Origin of the sequence: Mycobacterium sp. MS1601 (assembly GCF_001984215.1) — a bacterium.
Taxonomy (GTDB): domain Bacteria; phylum Actinomycetota; class Actinomycetes; order Mycobacteriales; family Mycobacteriaceae; genus Mycobacterium.
This window is the reverse complement of record NZ_CP019420.1, coordinates 216,700-235,957: the sequence shown is the minus strand read 5'-3', so window position 1 is coordinate 235,957 and position 19,258 is coordinate 216,700. Positions and strand designations below refer to the sequence as shown.

At 66.8% G+C, this 19,258-nt stretch carries 16 protein-coding genes and 1 other RNA gene; 10 read left to right on the top strand and 7 right to left on the bottom strand.

The annotated features are described in order from the left end of the window. Positions 1-27 precede the first annotated feature (27 nt). Positions 28-1,365 carry an MFS transporter gene (locus BVC93_RS01135; RefSeq protein WP_083735559.1) on the top strand — a complete coding sequence of 446 codons (1,338 nt, stop codon included), beginning with the start codon at positions 28-30 and terminating at the stop codon, positions 1,363-1,365. Here BVC93_RS01135 and BVC93_RS01130 read toward each other — a convergent pair. Beyond that, positions 1,337-1,978, bottom strand: coding sequence for a GntR family transcriptional regulator (locus BVC93_RS01130; protein ID WP_083735558.1), 642 nt, complete (start codon positions 1,976-1,978; stop codon positions 1,337-1,339). The genes BVC93_RS01135 and BVC93_RS01130 overlap by 29 nt on opposite strands. A 5-nt stretch (positions 1,979-1,983) precedes the next feature. On the opposite strand from BVC93_RS01130, the gene BVC93_RS01125 reads away from it, so the two are divergent. From BVC93_RS01125 to BVC93_RS01115, 3 genes are all read left to right on the top strand, one after another. Next, a complete protein-coding gene (locus BVC93_RS01125; RefSeq protein ID WP_083735557.1) occupies positions 1,984-2,796 on the top strand; it encodes a carbon-nitrogen hydrolase family protein in 813 nt (270 codons plus the stop codon). Between the two features lie 65 nt (positions 2,797-2,861). Continuing rightward, positions 2,862-3,229: a transfer-messenger RNA gene (gene ssrA, locus BVC93_RS01120) on the top strand. A gap of 143 nt (positions 3,230-3,372) precedes the next feature. Further along, positions 3,373-4,890, top strand: coding sequence for a hypothetical protein (locus BVC93_RS01115; protein ID WP_157516719.1), 1,518 nt, complete (start codon positions 3,373-3,375; stop codon positions 4,888-4,890). On the opposite strand, the gene BVC93_RS01110 is transcribed toward BVC93_RS01115, so the two are convergent. Further along, on the bottom strand, positions 4,891-5,616 hold the full coding sequence (locus BVC93_RS01110) for a YwaF family protein (protein ID WP_083735555.1): 726 nt from the start codon (positions 5,614-5,616) through the stop codon (positions 4,891-4,893). Between the two features lie 94 nt (positions 5,617-5,710). On the opposite strand from BVC93_RS01110, the gene BVC93_RS01105 reads away from it, so the two are divergent. Then, the gene (locus BVC93_RS01105; RefSeq protein ID WP_157516718.1) at positions 5,711-6,307 is read left to right on the top strand and encodes a hypothetical protein; all 597 of its coding nucleotides are present in this window, start codon (positions 5,711-5,713) and stop codon (positions 6,305-6,307) included. A 236-nt stretch (positions 6,308-6,543) separates the two neighbouring features. Here BVC93_RS01105 and BVC93_RS01100 read toward each other — a convergent pair whose 3' ends face one another. Both BVC93_RS01100 and BVC93_RS01095 read right to left on the bottom strand, forming a co-directional pair. Further along, positions 6,544-7,584, bottom strand: coding sequence for a zinc-binding dehydrogenase (locus tag BVC93_RS01100; RefSeq protein ID WP_083735553.1), 1,041 nt, complete (start codon positions 7,582-7,584; stop codon positions 6,544-6,546). Between the two features lie 21 nt (positions 7,585-7,605). Next, on the bottom strand, positions 7,606-8,196 hold the full coding sequence (locus BVC93_RS01095; RefSeq protein WP_083735552.1) for a TetR family transcriptional regulator: 591 nt from the start codon (positions 8,194-8,196) through the stop codon (positions 7,606-7,608). A 56-nt stretch (positions 8,197-8,252) separates the two neighbouring features. On the opposite strand from BVC93_RS01095, the gene BVC93_RS01090 reads away from it, so the two are divergent. Continuing rightward, a complete protein-coding gene (locus tag BVC93_RS01090; RefSeq protein WP_083735551.1) occupies positions 8,253-8,648 on the top strand; it encodes a hypothetical protein in 396 nt (131 codons plus the stop codon). 14 nt (positions 8,649-8,662) lie between these two features. Continuing rightward, positions 8,663-11,008 (top strand): arylsulfatase, encoded by a 2,346-nt coding sequence (locus tag BVC93_RS01085; protein WP_083740709.1) that lies wholly within the window; start codon positions 8,663-8,665, stop codon positions 11,006-11,008. 2 nt (positions 11,009-11,010) lie between these two features. Here BVC93_RS01085 and BVC93_RS01080 read toward each other — a convergent pair whose 3' ends face one another. Beyond that, a complete protein-coding gene (locus BVC93_RS01080; RefSeq protein WP_083735550.1) occupies positions 11,011-11,655 on the bottom strand; it encodes an SGNH/GDSL hydrolase family protein in 645 nt (214 codons plus the stop codon). Between the two features lie 144 nt (positions 11,656-11,799). On the opposite strand from BVC93_RS01080, the gene ggt reads away from it, so the two are divergent. The 3 genes from ggt (at position 11,800) to BVC93_RS01065 (ending at position 15,618) form a co-directional block, all read left to right on the top strand. Next, positions 11,800-13,716, top strand: a complete 1,917-nt coding sequence (ggt, locus tag BVC93_RS01075) for a gamma-glutamyltransferase (protein ID WP_083735549.1) — start codon at positions 11,800-11,802, stop codon at positions 13,714-13,716. Then, a complete protein-coding gene (locus BVC93_RS01070) occupies positions 13,713-14,141 on the top strand; it encodes a VOC family protein (RefSeq protein WP_083735548.1) in 429 nt (142 codons plus the stop codon). Before ggt ends, BVC93_RS01070 begins: the two co-directional genes overlap by 4 nt. 97 nt (positions 14,142-14,238) lie before the next feature. Continuing rightward, a complete protein-coding gene (locus tag BVC93_RS01065) occupies positions 14,239-15,618 on the top strand; it encodes an HNH endonuclease signature motif containing protein (protein ID WP_192860151.1) in 1,380 nt (459 codons plus the stop codon). 69 nt (positions 15,619-15,687) lie between these two features. Here the strand turns inward: BVC93_RS01065 and BVC93_RS01060 are convergent, their stop codons facing one another. Next, positions 15,688-16,539 carry a class I SAM-dependent methyltransferase gene (locus BVC93_RS01060; RefSeq protein WP_192860150.1) on the bottom strand — a complete coding sequence of 284 codons (852 nt, stop codon included), beginning with the start codon at positions 16,537-16,539 and terminating at the stop codon, positions 15,688-15,690. Positions 16,540-16,625: 86 nt separating this feature from the next. Next, complete coding sequence (locus tag BVC93_RS01055) at positions 16,626-19,208, bottom strand: ATP-binding protein (RefSeq protein WP_083735546.1); 2,583 nt, start codon at positions 19,206-19,208, stop codon at positions 16,626-16,628. Between the last annotated feature and the right edge of the window lie 50 nt (positions 19,209-19,258).

The window sequence follows — 19,258 nt, the reverse complement described above, 5'->3', positions numbered from 1 at the left end:
GGCCCGCACACGAAGAGGATTGGTTCGATGACGGCGCAAGTAGCCGATAAAAAGAGCCTGACCAAGGCTTTCGCCGCCAGCCTCACCGGCACGGCGCTCGAGTGGTACGACTTCGCGGTCTACTCGGCCGCCGCGGCACTGGTGTTCCCGGTGGTGTTCTTCCCCGACAGTGATCCGCTGACCGGCACGCTGCTGGCGTTTTCCACCTACGCGGTGGGCTATGTGGCCCGGCCCATCGGTGGGTTCGTGTTCGGTCGCCTCGGCGACATCATCGGCCGCAAACAGCTCTTGGTGATCACCCTGCTGCTGATCGGCGTCACGACCTTCCTGATCGGCCTCATCCCGAGCTACGCCTCGATCGGCGTGGCGGCACCCATCCTGCTGGTGGCCATGCGGTTCGCCCAGGGCGTCGCCGTCGGTGGCGAATGGGGCGGTGCGGTGTTGCTCTCCAGCGAGTACGGCGATCCCAGAAAACGTGGCTTCTGGGCCTCGGCCGCCCAGGTGGGCCCGCCCGCGGGCAATCTGCTGGCCAACGGCGCGCTCGCCGGCCTGACGCTCGCATTCTCCGAGGAGCAGTTCGAGGACTGGGGCTGGCGGCTGGCGTTCTTGCTGTCGGCGGTGCTGATCGGTTTCGGCCTGTGGATCCGGCTCAAGCTGGAGGACACTCCGGTGTTCAAGGCGCTGCAGGAAAGCGGCGACCGTCCGGAGGCTCCCATTCGCGACGTGTTCACCACGCAGACCCGTCCACTCGTCGCCGCGATCCTGTCCCGTATCGCCCCCGACGTGATGTACGCGCTGTTCACCGTTTTCTCGATCACCTACGGCACCCTGCACCTGGGAATGGAGCGCAGCGAGGTGCTGATTGCCATCCTGATCGGATCAGCCTTCCAGCTTGGTCTCATCCCGCTGGCGGGCGCGGTCTCCGACCGCTTCAACCGGCGCCTGGTCTACGGCGTGGCCGCCGTGGGCGGGGTGATCTGGACGCTGATCTTTTTCCTGTTGATCGACACCGGATCGTTCCCGCTGCTGATCCTCGGTGTGGTGATCGGTCTGGCGTTCCACTCGTTCATGTACGGCCCGCAGGCAGCGTTTGTCACCGAACAGTTCAGCGTGCCGCTGCGCTCAACCGGCTCGTCGCTGGCCTACACCATTGCCGGTGTGTTCGGTGGCGCCATCGCCCCGCTGATGTTCACCTATCTGCTGGACGCCACCGGCGGCTGGCCGGCGATCCTCGGCTACATCGGGGTGGTGGGTGTGCTGACGGTCCTCGGTCTGCTGCTGGGGCGCAACCCTGACAGCAGCGAGGAGGAGCACTACCGCGGCATTGCCGAAACCGCTACGCCCGCAACAGGATCTGCAGGGTGATCTGAAGATGTTCGTCGATGGCCCGGTGAGCCAGCTGCTCGTCTCCGTTGGCCAACGCATCGACGATCGTCTGGTGCTCGGTACAGACCTCGCGGCGGCGTTCGTGCCCGTGCAGCAACGCGGTCAATCCGACGCGGAGCTGCCGGGCGCGCAGCCCCGCATAGGTGCGCGAGAGCAGTTCGCTTCCGGCGGCGTCGATGAGGATCTGGTGGAACCGGGTGTCGAGTTCGATGAATCGCTGTGCGGCGCCGTCGTCGTCGGAGGCGCAGATCGCACCCTGGTCGGTGAGGGTGGCCTGCATGGCGGCGACAGGGGTGGTGCCCGCCTTCAGGAAGGTCGAGGCGGCATGGCGCTCCAGCGCTCCGCGCAGGTCCATCAACTCGGCGATCTGCCGGCCCGACATCGCAGGCACATACACCCCGCGCTTGGGCACCATCTCGACCAGGCCCTCGGCTTGCAACGTCAGCAGTGCCTCGCGGACCGGGGTGCGCGACACCCCGATCTGGGTGGCCAGCTGCTGCTCGTTGAGGAACGTGCCCGTCGCCGCAGGTGAGCTCAGCACCTGATCACGCAGATACGCATACGCTCGATCTCGACCCGAAAGGGATTGCATACCAAATGTATACCTCATCAAAGCTCCGTATCAGTCTGGCGCAGTTGAACTCCGGCCTCGAGCCCGACCGCAACCTCACGTTGATCGAGGCTCAGGTGGCCGACGCGGCCGCGGCTGGATCGGCGATGGTGGTGTTCCCCGAGGCGATGATGCGCCGGTTCGGAGCGCCGTTGGGTGAGGTGGCCGAACCGCTCGACGGCCCCTGGGCCACAGCGGTACGTGCGGTCGCCGCCAAACACGGCGTGGTGGTCGTGGCCGGGATGTTCACACCGTCGCAGGACGGCCGGGTGCACAACACGACTCTGATCACCGGTCCCGGCGTGGACGCCCACTATCACAAGATCCACCTCTACGACGCCTTCGGTTTTGCTGAATCCGACACCGTCGCACCGGGATCCGATCCGGTCACCGTCACGATCGGCGAAACCGTCGTGGGCTTCGCCACTTGTTACGACATCCGCTTCCCCGCGCTGTTCCAGAAGCTGGGTGACCGCGGTGCCCAGGTGATCGTGGTGTCGGCCTCCTGGGGCGCCGGGCCTCGGAAAGCCGAGCAGTGGGAACTGCTTGCGCAGGCGCGGGCACTGGACTCGACGGCCTACATCGTGGCCTGCGGCCAGGCGGATCCGGGGGAGACCCTCGGAAGTGCCCCGCTGGGGGTCGGCCACAGCATCGTCTGCTCACCGACCGGTGAGGTGCTCGCCGGCCTCGGTTCGGAGTCGGGCACGCTGACCGTGGACCTGGACGTGTCCGCTGTCGCCGAGGTGCGCCAGCAGTTGCCGGTGCTGGCCAACCGGCGCACTTTCGACGCGGAACAATAATGGGCTGGTCCACGTTGAAGTCCCCGGTATAGTTGATTCTCTCGCTGAAGGTCAGCGGGGTGCGAGGGGCTGAACGGTTTCGACTTCGCGCATCGAATCAAGGGAAGCGTGCCGGTGCAGACAACTGACCACCGTAAGCGTCGTTGTAACCAATTAAGCGCCGATTCCAATCAGCGCGATTACGCTCTCGCTGCCTAAGCGAAGCTAATCCGTCAGACCGGGAGGGCCCTCGGCCCGGACCCTGGCGTCATCTAGAGGGACCCACCCACGGGTTCGGTCGCGGGACCTGTGGGGACATCAAACAGCGACTGGGATCGTCATCTCAGCTTGTTCACGTGACTGAGAGATCCGAGTAGAGACACAGTGAACTGCGCACGGAGAAGTCTTGAGGGAATGCCGTAGGACCCGGGTTCGATTCCCGGCAGCTCCACCGAGAAAGCCGCAGGTCAAACGACCTGCGGCTTTTTTATTGCTCCGTGCTCCGGCCGGATGCAGTAGCCCGCTACTGAACTAGGTCAGCGAATGTCCCGCGAGACTGTTCATGGCATTGACCTGCGGGTGATTCAGGGGGCAGATGTGACGAACAAGTGCTGTGTCGGCCGCGTCGGTGGCTTGGCCGCCGCGCTGGGTGTGGGGGTTCTGCTGACGCTGTGCGCGCCCACTGCGCTGGCCGACGACGATTCGCCCGGCAGTGCGTCATCGCAAGACAGTTCCCAGCAGCAGGACTCGTCGACGAAGAGTGACGACAAGCAGTCTGCTCGGGCCGAGGCGACGAAGACCGACGCGAAGGAGGAGCGCTCCAGCACTGCGAAGGACCCCGCCGACGAGGATGACGACACCCGACCGCGATTGTCCGAGCGAGGCTCGGTCGCGGAGTCTTCGCGCGACGAGGAACCGTCAGATGATCCGCCAGCGGACGCCGACACAGAGGATGCGTCCGAGGTGGAGGCATCACCGCCGGATGATCTCCCGCCTGCGGAACCGGCTGTGCACCGAGATGAGCCGGATTCCGTGACGGCGGTGCTCTCGGTGCCGAAGCCATTGGCCGCTCCGGCTCACGGTGGTGGCGGAGCAACTTCTGCGCTCGGGTGGGTGTACGCGGCCACCGCGCGGCGTGAAGTCGACGAGGCTGAGGTGGTCGTCGCAGCGGATCCGGGGGTCCCCGCGGCATCGTCGACATCCTCGGTGCCGTTGAACGCCGACGGCACCCGCGCCCTGCTCACGACAGTCGAGGGGGACTCGGACACCGGATTCACCACCAGGGCCGAGGTGGTGGACACCACCACCGGCGCGGTGATCGGCACGCCCACCATTCTGACGGGTGCGGAGTCGGGTACCGCGCAGGTGAGTGCGGACGGCACGCATGTCATCCTCGCCGCCGTCGCATACTCATCCGCCATCGGCTCCACCACGTCGGTGGCGAGGATCAACACGAGTTCCGGATCGCAGGTGGGTGCAACGGTTTCCGTCCCCGGTGACACCACCGGCTCCGGGATCGCGCTGGTCAGTGACGACGGTGCCATGGTCGTGATCACCACGTCGGTCTACGACTCGCGCACCAGCGCCGTCGCCTCCTGGGTGACGTTGAAAGACCTCGCCACCGGTGAACAGGTGGGACAAACCGTCATCGTTCCCGGTTCCTGGTACACCGCCTCCATGCTCACCGGCGACCGCAGCCGCCTGGTGGTCACCACTTCTGTGTATGAGGCTGCTACGCACAAGAATTGGACCAAGGTGGCGGTGGTCGACACCAGCACGGGTCTGCCGGTCGGTAGGACGCTGACGCTAGCCGGCCAGCCGTCGTCGGTCACGTTGTCGGGGACCGACGACGCCACCGCGCGGATCACCACCACCACGGGACTGGCGGCAACCGTCAACACGGAAACCGGCGGAAGTTCCATCCGCCCAGTCGCTTTCCCGTGGGGCTTCGACATCTCGGCGTTCCTGTACACCCCGGTCGGGCAGGTGATCGTCGGTGCGGTGATCGCCGCCTACTTCGTCGGCTCGGCGGTTCTGGTGTTCTACGTCGTGGGTCCGGTGCTGGCCGCCTACGACTGGATTGCCGCAGCCGTGGGATTGCCACCCCGGTACTGATCAGGCTTGCGACATCTGGCGACGCCTCACCCGCTCCCACGGCCAGGTCATCGCCGCCCACGCCGCGGTGACCGCCACGATCTCGATCACCAGGTACAGCGGCCACGGCCCGAGTGGGTCGAGTATCGACGCGGTGGGGGGCTTGGCGTTGAGGTAGCCGTAATTGGTCCCGGCCAGCGCATTGAACGCGAGGGTGAACGCCACCCAGCCCAGGGTCAGGACCACCGCGAAACGCCAGTCGTTCCAGCGAGGATGCATCCCTCGGCCCCAGGTCAGGAAGATGGCCGCCCACACCACCAGGACATGGAGCGCGAAAAACGTGACGAACAGGTGGTGGGGGAAGTCGGGTGCGCCCTCGGCCGCTGTGCCGATATCCGGTGTGAGTAGCGCCTGCGAGCTCAACAGCAGCCCCCAGAAGTAGGTGAGGGCGAAGGCCCAATGCCGTTGTGTCCACAGCGCATAGGCCGCCACCAGTTCCGCGATGTCGCACAGTTGCAACGGCACCGAGGTCTGGATGTCCGGTCGGATGAGTTTGTAGAACAGGGCGGCGCCGAACACAACCAGGATCAGCACCGCGAGGAGCCGGCCGAGCATGCGGGCCTGGGTGGCCGTCGCGCGGCGGCCGAAGTAGACCAGCAGCACGGCGCCGACGACGAACACCGCCAGGACGGCCACGTGTGATGGCCCGTAGGCCACGAATTGTTCCTGTGCGATGAGTGACTGCATCGACGCTCCTGCAGATGTCCAGACGCTGTTCATCGATTATGCAAGGGGGCGGTTTGCGGTGTCTGTTTCGTTGCAGTTCTGACACCCTGTGCGGGTGGACCTCATGTGGAGCGTCGTCGCCGTCACCGTTGCGACATTCACGGTGCTGCTGGCGGTGCGCCGATTCGTGATGGCGGGTAGCGCGCTGGTGTTCTCGCGCTACGTCGCGGTCGGCGGGCTGGCGGCGTTCACCATCGACCGCCTCGACGCCGGGAAGTGCCGGGTGCGATTCGAGGTCGGCGGCCCCGGCGTGTTCCACAACGTCGCCATGCAACTGGTCGGAGCGCCGGAAAGCGATCGGCCTGCGCTGCGGCACACCATGGCCGCCGGCGACGCACCGATCGAGTGGACGTTCCCGCTGCCCGACAGCGCAGGTGCGTGGGTGATGGTGACGTGGGTACGGCCCTATCTGCAGGGCGTCGAATCCGAGGCGTTGGCCGGCGTGTTCCACACCGGCCGGGTCTACGAATGGCGGTGGTACTCCGAGACCAACCGTTACCTGCGGACGGTGATCCGGGTCTGCGCCCGGCGCAGGTGGTTGCCGGGGGAGGCGCTACGCGAGTTGCCGCTGTACGGGAGGTGGCGTCGTACCTCGTCCAACAGCAGTGCAGATCTCCTGGGCCCGGCCGCCATCAGCCCGCCGATGGTGTGAGCCCTGTTCAGCAGCGACACCGCCAGCGATCCGCACAAGAAGCCCATCAGGAAGATCCCGCGGACCCGGCGCTTGCGTCGCCGCGAGAGCGCGGACCCGGCATACCCGCACACCGAGGCGGTTGCCGCGATGCCGAGCAGCAGTAGGGCGAGTTCCATGACTCCCACCCGGTGATCCCACCATCAGCGCGCGGGCACCGAAAGGGCTGTGATCGAACCGAGTGTCAACCGTGACCGTCAGAGTCTGGGGTCGATCAAGGTGACGCCCACCGGTGCGGCCCCACCGACCGACGGCAGCAGAGCGGCCCCCTCGGCCAGGCTGACCACCCGCTCGACGAGGGCCTGTGGGCGCAGACTGCCGCGGCCTACCAACTCCAACATCTTCGGGTAGTCCCGGGCAGCCATGCCGTGGCTGCCCAACAGGTCCAACTCCCATGCGATCACCCGGTCCATCGGTATCGAGGGATGTCCGCCGACGTTGGGCAACAGACCAAGCTGGACGTGCCTGCCCTGGCGACGCAGGCTCCAGATGGCATCTGCGCACGCCGTCGCAGAGCCCACCGCGTCGACCGCGACATGGCTGCCACCGCCGGTCACTTCGTGGACAGCTGCGGCGACGTCGCGGCCGTCGGCCGGCACGGTGTGTTCGGCGCCGAGGGTGCGGGCCAGGTCCAGGGCCGCGGGGGTGCGGTCCACCGCAACCACTCTGGCGCCGGCGGCCACAGCGATCTGCACGGCGCTGAGGCCGACTCCACCGACACCGATCACCGTCACCCACTCCCCGGGGAGGATCCGCGCGCGTGCGGTGAGGGCCCGGTAGGCGGTGGCGAAACGGCATCCCAGTCCGGCGGCGGCGGCGTCGCCGATGTGCTCGGGCACGGCCACCAGGTTCGCGTCGGCGGCGTGCAGAGCCACGAACTCGGCGAACGAACCCCAGTGGGTGAAACCGGGCTGCGTCTGCGCCGGGCACACTTGGGCCTGCCCGGAGGCGCACCATTGGCAGTCCCCGCACCCGCAGACGAATGGCGTGGTCACCCGCATCCCGACCTCCCACCGTCGGACGTCCGCGCCCACCGCGGCGATGACACCGACGAGTTCGTGGCCGGGAACGTGGGGCAGGGTGACGCCGTCGTCATGTCCGGCCCAGGCGTGCCAGTCGCTGCGGCACAGACCGGTGTTGTGTACTTCGACGACGACTCCGCCGGCCGATGGTGTGGGGTCGGCCACCGACCGGACCTCGACGGGTCCACCGAACTCCTCGAACACCACTGCGCGCATGAGCGCCCAAGGTACTAGCGCTCAGCCGTACCGGAGGATGTCGAAGGCCTGGGTGATCAGTTCCTCCCGGCTGGGGACGTCCTCGTCGTCGAGGTACCAGCGCCGGATGCCTGCGCTGCGCAGTGCGCCGACCGCGCACCGGGCCAAGACCTCGCTGCGAAAGCGGGGATCCGGGGTGCCGGGGAGGCGATCGGCGATGGCGTCGGCGATGAGCTGTTCGAAGCGCAGCAGCAGCCCGGGTGTCGACTTCTCCAACTTCGGGCCCGGTGGACCGTCGTGGAACAGCCAGGACAAGGAATTGGCGTCGGGCAGTTGCTTGCCGAGTTCCAGTACCGCGTTGCGCACCGCGTCCAGCGGTGGCTCGGCGGCAGGGCGTCGGCGAATTGCGTCCGCCAGCACCGGCAGCAACGCCTCGATGTCCTTGACCAGCAGCGCTTCCTTGCCGGCAAAGTAGCGGAAGAAGGTCCGTTCGGTGATGCCGGCGGCGTCGGCGATGTCGCGGACGGTGGTGTCGGCGTAGCCCCGGCTGGCGAAGAGCGCATCGGCGCTGGCCTGGATGGCGTGGCGGGTGGCGATCTTGTGCGCCTCGCGCTTCCCGATGTCGCCGGTCATGAGACCACTATAGAAAAATCTTGTCAGCTCTGACAGTTTTGCCTAAACTGTCAGCCATGACACTTTTTGTGGGCGGGCGAACTCAGATCGGCTATCTGGTGGCGGGCATGGTGTTCGGCGGGCTGTGGCTCTTGCACAGCAGCGACCCGTTGTGGGAGACCGTGTTGCGGCTCCTGCTGATCATGGGCGTCGTGATGACACTGTCCACCGCGGTGCGGCACTGGGCCTCCCGACGAGGAAAGAACGTGCCCGAGCACTCGGTCGGCCGCTTCCTCATCGCCAAACTGGGCCTGCTGGCACTGGCAGTGGTGGCAGGGTTGGCCCTCGATTCATGGGTGCACAGTGCCGACCTGTGGATCGGCCTCGGCATGTGCGTACTGGTGGCGGTGGTGGGGCCGCTGATCCACCCGTGGCTCTCCGGAGCCGGCCACCGCGAGCCGGCGTCGGCCTGAAAGGAACCCCGGCCATGGACTTTCAAGGAACCATCAGCACCGACATCCGCGATTCCGTACCGGACTGGGCACCCTACCGCCCGGCGGAAGCACCCACCGGCGCACCGAATGTGCTGTACCTGCTGTGGGATGACACCGGTATCGCGACCTGGGACTGTTTCGGCGGACTGGTCGAGATGCCCAACATGAAGCGACTTGCCGACCGGGGCGTCCGGTTGAGCCAGTTCCACACCACGGCACTGTGCTCGCCGACGCGCGCAGCGTTGCTGACGGGCCGCAACCCGACGTCGGTCGGGGTGTCGTCGGTGGTGAACATGGTGCAGGGCTTTCCGGGGCAGCACGGGCGCATCCCGGCGGAGACGGCCCTGATGTCCGAGGTGCTCGCCGAGCGTGGATGGTCCACCTACGCCGTCGGCAAGTGGCACCTGGCCCCGCTGGACGACTGCCATGCGGCGGGGTCGCGACGGCTCTGGCCACAGGGTCGGGGATTCGACCGGTTTTACGGTTTCCTCGACGGCATGACCGATCAGTGGTACCCCAGCCTGGTCAGCGATAGTAGGCACATCGATCCGCCTGCCTCGCCCGAGGACGGCTATCACCTGTCACAGGACCTCGCGGACAACACCATCGGCTTCCTGCGCGATCACCGTGCGGCAGCCCCGGACAAACCCTGGTTCCTCTATCTGTGTCCGGGGGCGGGGCATTCGCCACACCAGGTTCCCGTGGAGTGGGCCGACAGGTACCGGGGCCGGTTCGACATGGGCTACGAGCGGTATCGCGAGATCGCACTGACGAATCAGAAGGCGCTGGGGCTGATTCCGGACGACACCGAGTTGTCGCCGATGAATCCGAACAGCGCCCGCACCTCCTCGCAGGGCTTGCCCTGGCCGGCGGGCGACGAGGTGTTGTCCTGGGACTTGCTGTCCGATGACGAGAAGACAGTGCAGTGCCGAATGGCCGAGGTGTTCGCCGGATTCCTCAGCTACACCGATGCGCAGATCGGGCGTGTGCTCGACTTCCTCGAGGAGACAGGGCAATTGGACAACACGATCATCGTGGCCATGTCCGACAACGGAGCCAGCGGAGAAGGCGGCCCGACAGGCACGCTGCACGAAACGATCCCGATGCAGGGGTCTGCACTCTCGGCCGAAGACGCACTGCGCAGAATGGGCGAACTCGGTGGACCCAGTACGCAGATGAACTATTCGACCGGGTGGGCCATGGCCTTCAACACCCCCTACAAGATGTTCAAGCGATACGCGTCCCAGGAGGGTGGCATCGCCGATCCGTGCATCATTTCGTGGCCCGCCGGGCTGAGTGCCCGCGGCGCCGTGTGTGACCAGTACGTCCACGTCAGCGATGTGACGCCGACGATGTATGACCTGTTGGGTCTGCCCGCACCGACCACCGTCAAGGGCATAGTGCAGAAGCCCTTGGAAGGGACCAGTTTTGCGTCGGCCCTGCTGACGGGAACCGGAGACGGACGCAAAACGACGCAGTTCTACTCGATGCTGGGGACCCGCGGCATCTGGCATCAGGGCTGGTTCGCCAACGCTGTGCACCCGCCGACCTCGTTGGCGCAACGGGGTTGGTCCCACTTCGACGACGACACGTGGGAGCTGTTCCACCTCGACCGAGACCGCAGCCAGATCCGCGACCTCGCCGCTGAACATCCCGACAGGCTCGAGGAACTGAAAGCGCTGTGGCACGAGAACGCCGTGCGGTACCAGGCCTACCCACTCAACGATCTCAGTGTGACTGAGATCGTCGCGCGGGGGTTCGGTGTCGGCGGCGCCGGGGCATCAACACGATCGGTGTTCTACCCGGGAACCCCGGCCGGGCACACTCCCGTTCCCGGCCTGCTGTTGGGCCGCTCGTTCACCCTGCGCGCGACTCTGTCAGTGGACAGAGCCGATGCCTGTGGTGTGGTGTTCTCCCAGGGCAACCGGGCCGGCGGCCACGCGCTGTTCTTCGATGACGGCCGGGTCAACTGGGTGGCCAACCTCGCCGGCACAGAGCAGGTCATCACGTCTGTAGGACATATCGATCTGGGGCGCAACGACATCCAGCTCAGCTATCTCAAGACAGGATCGATCGAAGGAAGCTTCGATGTCCTCGGCGACGCGGAGCTGACCATCAACGGCCGAGTTGCCGGCGCGCGCAGGGGCGTGCCCATGGCCGGGTTGGACATGTTGCAGACCGTCTCGGCGGGCCGCAGCGTGAGCCATTCGGTGTCCAGCCGGTACAGCTCACCGTTTCCCCTCCGTGGCGCAACACTCGACGAGGTGAGCATCGAGGTGCGCGGAGAGAGTCCGCTTACGCCCCGGACGGCAACCGATGTCGGTTTCGCCCGCGACTGACGTCACACCGGATGCATGTCCGCCAGAATCCGTGACGCGATGGCGGCATGACCGGCGTCGCCCACGTGGACGTGATCAGGTGCGAGCATCGCGGGATCGAGCACCGGTGTGGGCCTGATCAGGGACACGAACTCGCCGCCCACGGCCCGCACCGCGTCGCGCACCACCTGGTCGAAGTTGTAGCGCTCGGGTGTCAACGCGTCAGGGAACGACGGACCGATTCCGATGATGCGTGCCCGCGGCATCCGGGAGCGCAGTTGGACGAAGAAATGACTGACGCCGGCGAACAACTCGTTGCGGTTGGCGGTCAGCATGGTCTGGTCGTTCTGCCCGCCCGCCACCACCACGATGTCCGGGCGAAGCGCACTGATCTCGTCGAGCTGACCGAAGTAGTTGGGCCGGTTCTCGAACGTCTTGAGATACCCGGTACCGCCCTCACCGACGTTGAACTCCAACCAGCCCATCTTGTCGGCCACCAACGACGTCCACCGCTTGTCCGGGGTGGACGCACCGGAACCCCAGGTGTAGGAGTCGCCGATGAACGCCACCACCGGAAACGAACCCGGCGCAGCGGTGGCATGACCGCTGACCGAGCCGGCCAGAACAGACAGCACCACCAGGGTCCCGAGCAGTCTTCTGAGCTTCATCGGGCGATATTTTGGCAGACCGGAACCGGCGGCGCGCCGCTGCACACGACCATCTGATCGGAGTCACAGTGGTTGCCCAGAGTGGCGCCGACTGCCACTGTATTCATTGAACGGGAGCAGAGGTCGACCCTCCGGGAGGACGTCATGTCGGTTCGCACGGTGACAGCGTCGCTCGCGCTGCTCGCTCTGTTACTCCCCGCCTGTGGGACCCGGGAAAACACCCCCGCTGCGCCGCCCGGACCGTGTGAGACCGGCTCGGAACCGGCGGCGGAGGTCACCAACGGCGCCGACGACAGCGACCCCGCCGCTCCCGAGGTGGCCACCGGTTACCGCTCCGACATGACCGCGGTGCACACCGCCAGCTACGCCGTCGTGACCGCCAATCCGCTGTCCACCAGGGCCGCCTGCGACGTACTGCGGGCCGGCGGCACCGCCGCGGACGCCCTGGTGGCCGCTCAGGCGGTGCTCGGTCTGGTGGAACCACAGTCCTCCGGCCTCGGCGGCGGTGGGTTCCTGCTGTACTACGACGCGGCCTCCGGGGAGGTCCAGGCCTTCGACGGCCGAGAGACGGCGCCCGCTGCGGCTACCGAGAACTACCTGCGCTGGATCGACGACGTCGATCGCACCGAACCCAAGCCTGACGCGCGGGCCTCTGGTCGCTCCATCGGCGTTCCCGGCGTGGTGCGCATGCTCGAGGATGTCCACGACGCCCACGGCAAGGCACCGTGGGGTGAACTGTTCGCCCCCGCAGTCACTCTGGCCGACGACGGTTTCGACATCAGCCCGCGACTGGCCACCGCGATCGAGAGCTCCGCCGAGGAGTTGAGCGCCGACCCGGAGGCGGCGGCCTACTTCCTCGATGACCAGGGCAACCCCAAAGCCGAGGGCACCCGCCTGAACAACCCCGCATACGCCAAGACCCTCGGTGTCATCGCCGCTGACGGGGCCGCCGGCTTCTACCAGGGGACAGTGGCCGAGAACATCGTCGCCGCGGCTGCGGACACGTCCGGCGGTCGCACCCCGAGCCTGATGACCACCGACGACCTGGCCGGCTATGTCGCCAAGGCGCGGGAACCGCTGTGTACCCCGTACCGCGGCAAGGAGATCTGCGGGATGCCGCCCCCATCCTCCGGCGGCATCGCGGTGGCTTCCACGCTGGGCATCCTCGAGCACTTCCCGATGAGCGAGCACGCGCCTACTGACCTCGACCTCAATGGCGGCCGACCCACGGTGATGGGGGTGCACCTGATCGCCGAGGCCGAGCGGCTGGCGTATGCCGACCGCGACAAGTACGTCGCCGACACCGATTTCGTGGCGCTTCCCGGCGGCAGCCCCGACACTTTGCTGGGCAGTGACTACCTGGCCGGACGCGCGGCCCAGATCTCGATGGGCCGCAGCATGGGCACCGCCAGGCCGGGCGAGTTCGGTCCGCCCACCACCCCGGTGCCACCCACCCCCGAGCATGGCACCAGCCATATCAGCGTGGTCGACGCTCAGGGCAATGCGGCGTCGTTCACCACCACCGTGGAATCGGCGTTCGGTTCGTTCCACATGGTCGACGGCTTCTTGCTGAACAACCAGCTCACCGACTTCTCCGCCGAACCTGCGGGTCCCGACGGAGTGCCGGTGGCCAACCGGGTGGCCCCGGGTAAGCGGCCACGCAGCTCCATGGCGCCCACGCTGGTTTTCGACAATCCCGGACCCGAGCGCCAACTCTATGCCGTGGTGGGCTCACCCGGCGGTTCGGCCATCATCCAGTTCGTTGTGAAAACCCTTGTCGGGGTGTTGGATTGGGGAATGAACCCGCAGCAGGCGGTGTCCATGGTGGACTTCGGTGCCGCCAACACCCCGGACACGAAGGTGGGCGGCGAGCATCCCGTCATCGACACCGCTGACGACGGAGCGCACGACCCCCTGGTGCAGGGACTGCGCGCCCTCCGCCACGAGGTGGACCTTGCCGACCAGTCCAGCGGTCTCTCGGCTATCGTCCGCGGTGAGCCGGGTTGGGTCGGTGGTGCCGACCCGCGCCGGGAAGGCGTCGTCATGGGAGACACCGAATGACCGAGAGCGCACCCACCATCACGGGTATCCACCACTTCTCCATCACCGTCACCGATATCGAGGCCAGCCTCGACTGGTATCAGCGGTTGTTCGGTGCCGACCGGGTGCCGATGAAGTTCCCGCACTACGACTGTGAGGACACCGGCTACGGCGAACTACTGGTCGACCGGCGTTCCGGGGTGATCATCGGGCTGCACACCAACAGCGGCAACGACGGCCGGCCGTTCGACGAAGCTCGCACCGGGCTCGACCACATCGCCTTGAACGTCGGTACGCGTACCGAACTCGAGGCGTGGACTGCCTGGCTCGACGAACTCGGCATCGCGCACTCGGGAATCCGGGACGGTGCGGTGCCGTTCGAGTTCGCCACGGTGGTGTTCCGCGACCCCGACAACATCCAGCTGGAGCTGTTCGTCACCGCTTGATGGCCTTGGCGCTGATGACTGAAAACCCATGTGTCACTGTGGTTTCTGGCGTCCCATTGGCGGGTTTTTTGTCGGTGGCCGCCTCTATGTTCGACTCATGGTCAGATCGGCGGTGCAGGACAGGGAGGCGATGCTTGCTGACCTGGCGCTGATCGAAGCCGCCACCGCGCGGATGAAGCACTATTCGATCGACGGCTTCAGCGATCTGGAACTACTCGAAGTCCAGGAGCGCCGCGAGATCGTGGCACGTCAGCAGCCGGTACTCGATCACACCATCTACCAACGACTCATGGCGGAGTGCACGCCGAAACAGTTGGGTGCCAAGACGTTCACCAAGGTGCTGGTGACCCGTTTGCGGATCAGCGACGCCGAAGCCCACCGCCGCCTCAAGAACGCCGGGCTGCTCGGGCCGCGGGCGTCGTTGACGGGAGAACCACTGGCACCGCAGTGGCCGACGGTGGCCCAAGGGCAAACCGACGGGCTGATCAGTACCGACCACATAACGAAGATCAGATCCTTTTTCCACAAGCTGCCGAAGTCGATCGACCACCAAACCCGCGAGAATGCCGAAGTCGAACTGGCCAAGCACGCCCGTGAGTTGACGGTCGACGGTTTTGCCAAGGCCGCCGATCACATGGCGTATCTGCTCAACCAGGATGGCGAGTTCTCCGACGAGGACCGCCAGGCACAGAGTTATCTGCACTGCGGCAAGCAGGACGCCGATGGGTTGATCCCGGTGAAGGGCAAGCTCACACCCGAGGCCTGGGCGTTGATCGAGCCGATCTTTGAGCGCAACGCCGCCCCCGGCATGTGCAACCCCCACGATGACAACCCATGCGTGTTCGGGACTCCCTCTGAGGATCAGAAACGCGCAGACACCCGCAACCAAGGCCAGCGCAATCACGATGCGTTGATGTGGATGTGCCGCCAGATTCTCTCCACGACGCCGATCGGCACCATCAACGGGCTGCCGGCGAATCTGATTATCGTGGCCAACCTGACCGATCTGGAGAAGGGCATCGGGCACGGCATCACCGCCGGCGGCACCCGGTTGCCCATGTCCGATGTCTTGAAGCTTGCCGCGCACTCTCGTCCTTGGCTGGCGCTCTTTGACGGCAAAGGCCTGCCCCTGCACCTGGGCCGGGCACGGCGCACGGCGTCGGTCGCGCAGCGGTTGATGCTGCTGGCCCAGCACAGGGGTTGCACAATGCCCGGCTGCGATGCCAGCGCCTACCGCTCCCAAGTGCATCATGCGAACAAGGACTGGCAACACGGCGGCGAGACCAACATCGAGGACCTGACCTTGGCGTGTGGGCCGGACAATCGGACGGTGGAAACCACCGGGTGGACCACCCGTAATCGCCCCGAAGATGGGCGGACGGAATGGATTCCGCCACCAGAGCTGGATTGCGGGCAGCCCCGTACCAACAACCTGCATTTCCCGGAACGGATCATCGATCCCGACGACCACCCGTAACCCGGAGTACACAGCCTGCTGCCGGCGGAGCAACCAGGGCCGCCGGCCACCGGTGTGCGCGAGCCAGGACTAACCACGCTTGATGGCTGTCACCACCAGGTACTCGGCGTCGTAGGCGGTGGTATCCGGTTCTGTCGCGCTGTTCCAGGCCTCCAAGAGTGCGAGGAAGTCGCGGTCCAGTTCGGCGACCCGCGCCGGGTTGTCGGCGTTGAAGCGGTACGCCGCGATGGTGGGCCCATAGTTGCGCTTCCAGTACTCGCGGAACTCCAGCGGGCTGGCGCTGACGTCGAAGCGTACGGTCTCACGCCGGGTCTGCAGATCGATCACCGTGTCGCCGAACAGTTCCCGCACATGGTCCTCGTCACCCCACAGCGGGGGAGCGCTGGCCCCGGCAGGTGGCGGCGCCGCGTAGGGCTTCATGGTGGCGAACAGCTTGCCGATGAATCCGGTCGGGGTCCAATTGATCATCGCGATGGTGCCACCCGGGCGGACCACCCGGACCAGCTCGTCGGCGGTGGCTTGATGGTGCGGCGCGAACATCGCACCGACGCAGGACAGCACAGCGTCGAAGCTGTTGTCCTCGAACGGCAGTGCTTCTGCGTCGGCTTCGACCCATTCCAGTTCGACACCGTGGTGAGCGGCGTGGGCGCGGCCTGCGTCGAACAGTTCCGGAGTCAGATCGCTGGCCACCACCCGGGCGCCCGCTGCTGCCGCGGGTACCGCGGCGTTGCCGGAACCGGCCGCGACATCCAGCACCCGCTGGCCGGCATTGATGCCTGCAGCCTGCACCAGCCGCGGGCCGAGTTCCGGGATCAGCTCGTGGGCGACGGCCGGGTAGTCACCGGAAGCCCACAGTGCGCGGTGCTTGGCTTTCAGGGCGCGGTCGGCATCCTTTTCGGCGGGGGACAAAGTGGCGCTCATGGTGGTACTCCTCGGATCGGTGTGATGTCCTCCACGATCCGCCGGTTGAGGTTGCGCCACATCGGGAAGAACTACCCAAGTTCGCCTTACTCGAGAATTCCGACCTCCCTGGCCCGGCGCACCGCGTCGCGGCGCTTGGCAACATCCAGTTTCGTCAGGATCGCCGAGACGTGATGATCCACCGTCTTCACCGAGAGGAACAATCGCTGCGCCAGCTCGGCGTTGGTGAGCCCGTCGTCGAGCAGTCGCAGCACCTCCACCTGGCGGGTGGTCAATCCCGCTGGGTTGGCGCGAGTGCTGGCTCGTCGTGGCGCGGGAATCACCTGCGCGCCGGCGGCTCGCAGATCGAATCGGAGCTTGGCGGCCACTGCCTCGGCACCCAGCCGGTCCAGGATGTCGAGTGCGCGACGCGCCAGGGTGGGGTCACCGGAATCGACGAGGGCCAGGGCGCCGTCATACGGCGTCGACAGCTGTTGGAAGGCCTCGGCTGCGGCCTCGAAGTGGCCGTCGAACAGCAACCGGTACGGCGCTGCCACCCCCTCGGCCTGCACGTCTGGATCGAGGCGGCGCAGCCACATCAGCAGCTCACCGCGCGACCACTCCAGACCCGCCACCGCGGCGGTGTCGAGCAGCGCGCGGACTGCGGTCAGCCGGGGGTCGACGCGACCGGTCAGCCAGCTGCGTTCGGCCAGGGCGGCGGCCGCCGGCAACACCCGAACCGGCTCGCCGAACCGGCACGCCAGCTCCCAGGCGGCGTCGATACCGCCGGCGTCATCGCCGGTGCGCCGCAGCGACACCAGGCCGCGGATCAGCAGTGGCCACGTGCGGGCCAGCGGCGCGCTCTGCGCGCTCAGCACCGCGTCGGCATCGCAGAGTGCGTCATCCCAATCGCCCACCAGCAGTTTGAGGCGGCTGCGTGAACCCAGTTGCACCGCGCGGCAAATCGGCAGATCGTGCTCGACCATCAACGGGATGCTGGACTCCAACAGTTCGGCGGCCACCACCAGACGGCGCTGTTCGACGTCGAGGTAGGTCAAATTGGTGTAGCCCGCCGAGTACGTCTCGTCGATGTGGCGTGGCCCAGCGGCCAGCAGCGCCAGCAGTTCGTCACGCACCGCTGGCTCGCCCGCAGCGATGGCGCAGTAGTAGCCGGTGATCCTTGTCCGCACGTCGAGATCGGGATTGACTATGGCAGAGGAGATCTCGCGGGCACGCTGCAGCAGCGCCTGCGCCGGCTCGAGGTGGCTGGACTGCACCGCCAGAAATGCCTGCATGCAGAAGGCGTGGCCGAGGGTGATCAGTGCGGCCGGCTCGGAGCACTGCGGGTCGAGGGTGGCGACAGCGTCGGCCGCGTGGCTGTCGGCCACCGCGCGATTGCCGTTGTACCACTGGTAGACAGCCAAGGCGTGGTGGTCGGCGCTGACTGCGCTCGGGACGCCGAGCTGCTGGCGGATGACCAGGGCGCGCCGGCACGCGTCGATGGCGTCATCGAGGCGATCGGTCAGGTAGTACTCGGCCGCCAGGAGCTCCAGCAGCTGCGCCTCCACGGCCATGTCCAGCAATTCGCCTCTGTCCAGCGCGATTTCGAAGAATTCGCAGGCCTGAGTGTGCGCGCCGGAGCGAGCCGCGGCGCGGCCCGCGGCCACGCCGGCCGAGGTGATCAGTGTCTTGTCGGCGGCGCCCAACGCGTGATGGGTGAGCACCGCCGGGTCGACGTGCGATGACGCACGGTGGGCGTCGATGAACCGCCGGTGCAGACCGGCCTCGGCGCCGGGCGGGATGACGCTGGAGACCGCACGCCGGCACAGATCGTGGCGGAACGCGACACCGCGGGCGTCGCGGCGGATCAGTTTCGCTTCGTCGAGGGTACGCAGGGCGGGCAGCGTCACCCCCAGATCGGTGAGCAGATGATCCGGGATCGAACCCGGGGCACATGTCAGCAGGTTCAGCAGCTCCCAGGCGTCGCTCCCCAGATCGGCTGTCCGGGCCAGGATGGCGTCGCGGACCGTGGTGGGCAGATCCGAGTTTGGGTCGTGGTCCAGCATTTCGCAGACAAAAAACGGGTTCCCGCCGGTGACCCGGTGCAGCCACCGCGGGTCGACATCACGGTTGCCCACCAGCGAGACAACCGCCTGCTCGGACAGCGGGGGCAACACCAGAGTCCGGGCGTGCGGGGAGCGGGCCACATCACCCAGCAGGCCGCGCAGCGGGTGGGTGACACTCACCTCGTCGTCGCGCAGGATGCCGATGGTCAGCAGGGGTGCACCGCGGGCCCGTCGCAGCAGGAACCGCAGCAGATCGACGGTGCCCTGGTCAGCCCAGTGCAGGTCATCGAGGACCAGGACCGACGGCAGAGTCCGCAGGTCGTCGAACACCGCGGCGAAGATGTCGTACGGCTGTGGGCTTCCGCTCAGGAGATCCCTTGTGACCCCGCTGAACTCGGCGGCCAGATCATGTAATGGGCCCAGCGGACGCGGGGTGGACAGCGGATCGCATGCGCCCCACAGCACCCGCGCCCCGTCGAATCGGTCCAGGGCGGCTTCGACGAACGAGGTCTTGCCCACCCCGGATTCCCCGCACACCATCACTGCGCCACCCCGCCCGCCGCGGATGGAGGCGGCCAGGGCAGCGAGCTGTCCGAGCTGCGGCTCGCGCTCGGTGAGCGTCACCAGGCGATGTTATCGCCGAACGGGTGCACGGGAAATGGCGATGTTGCACC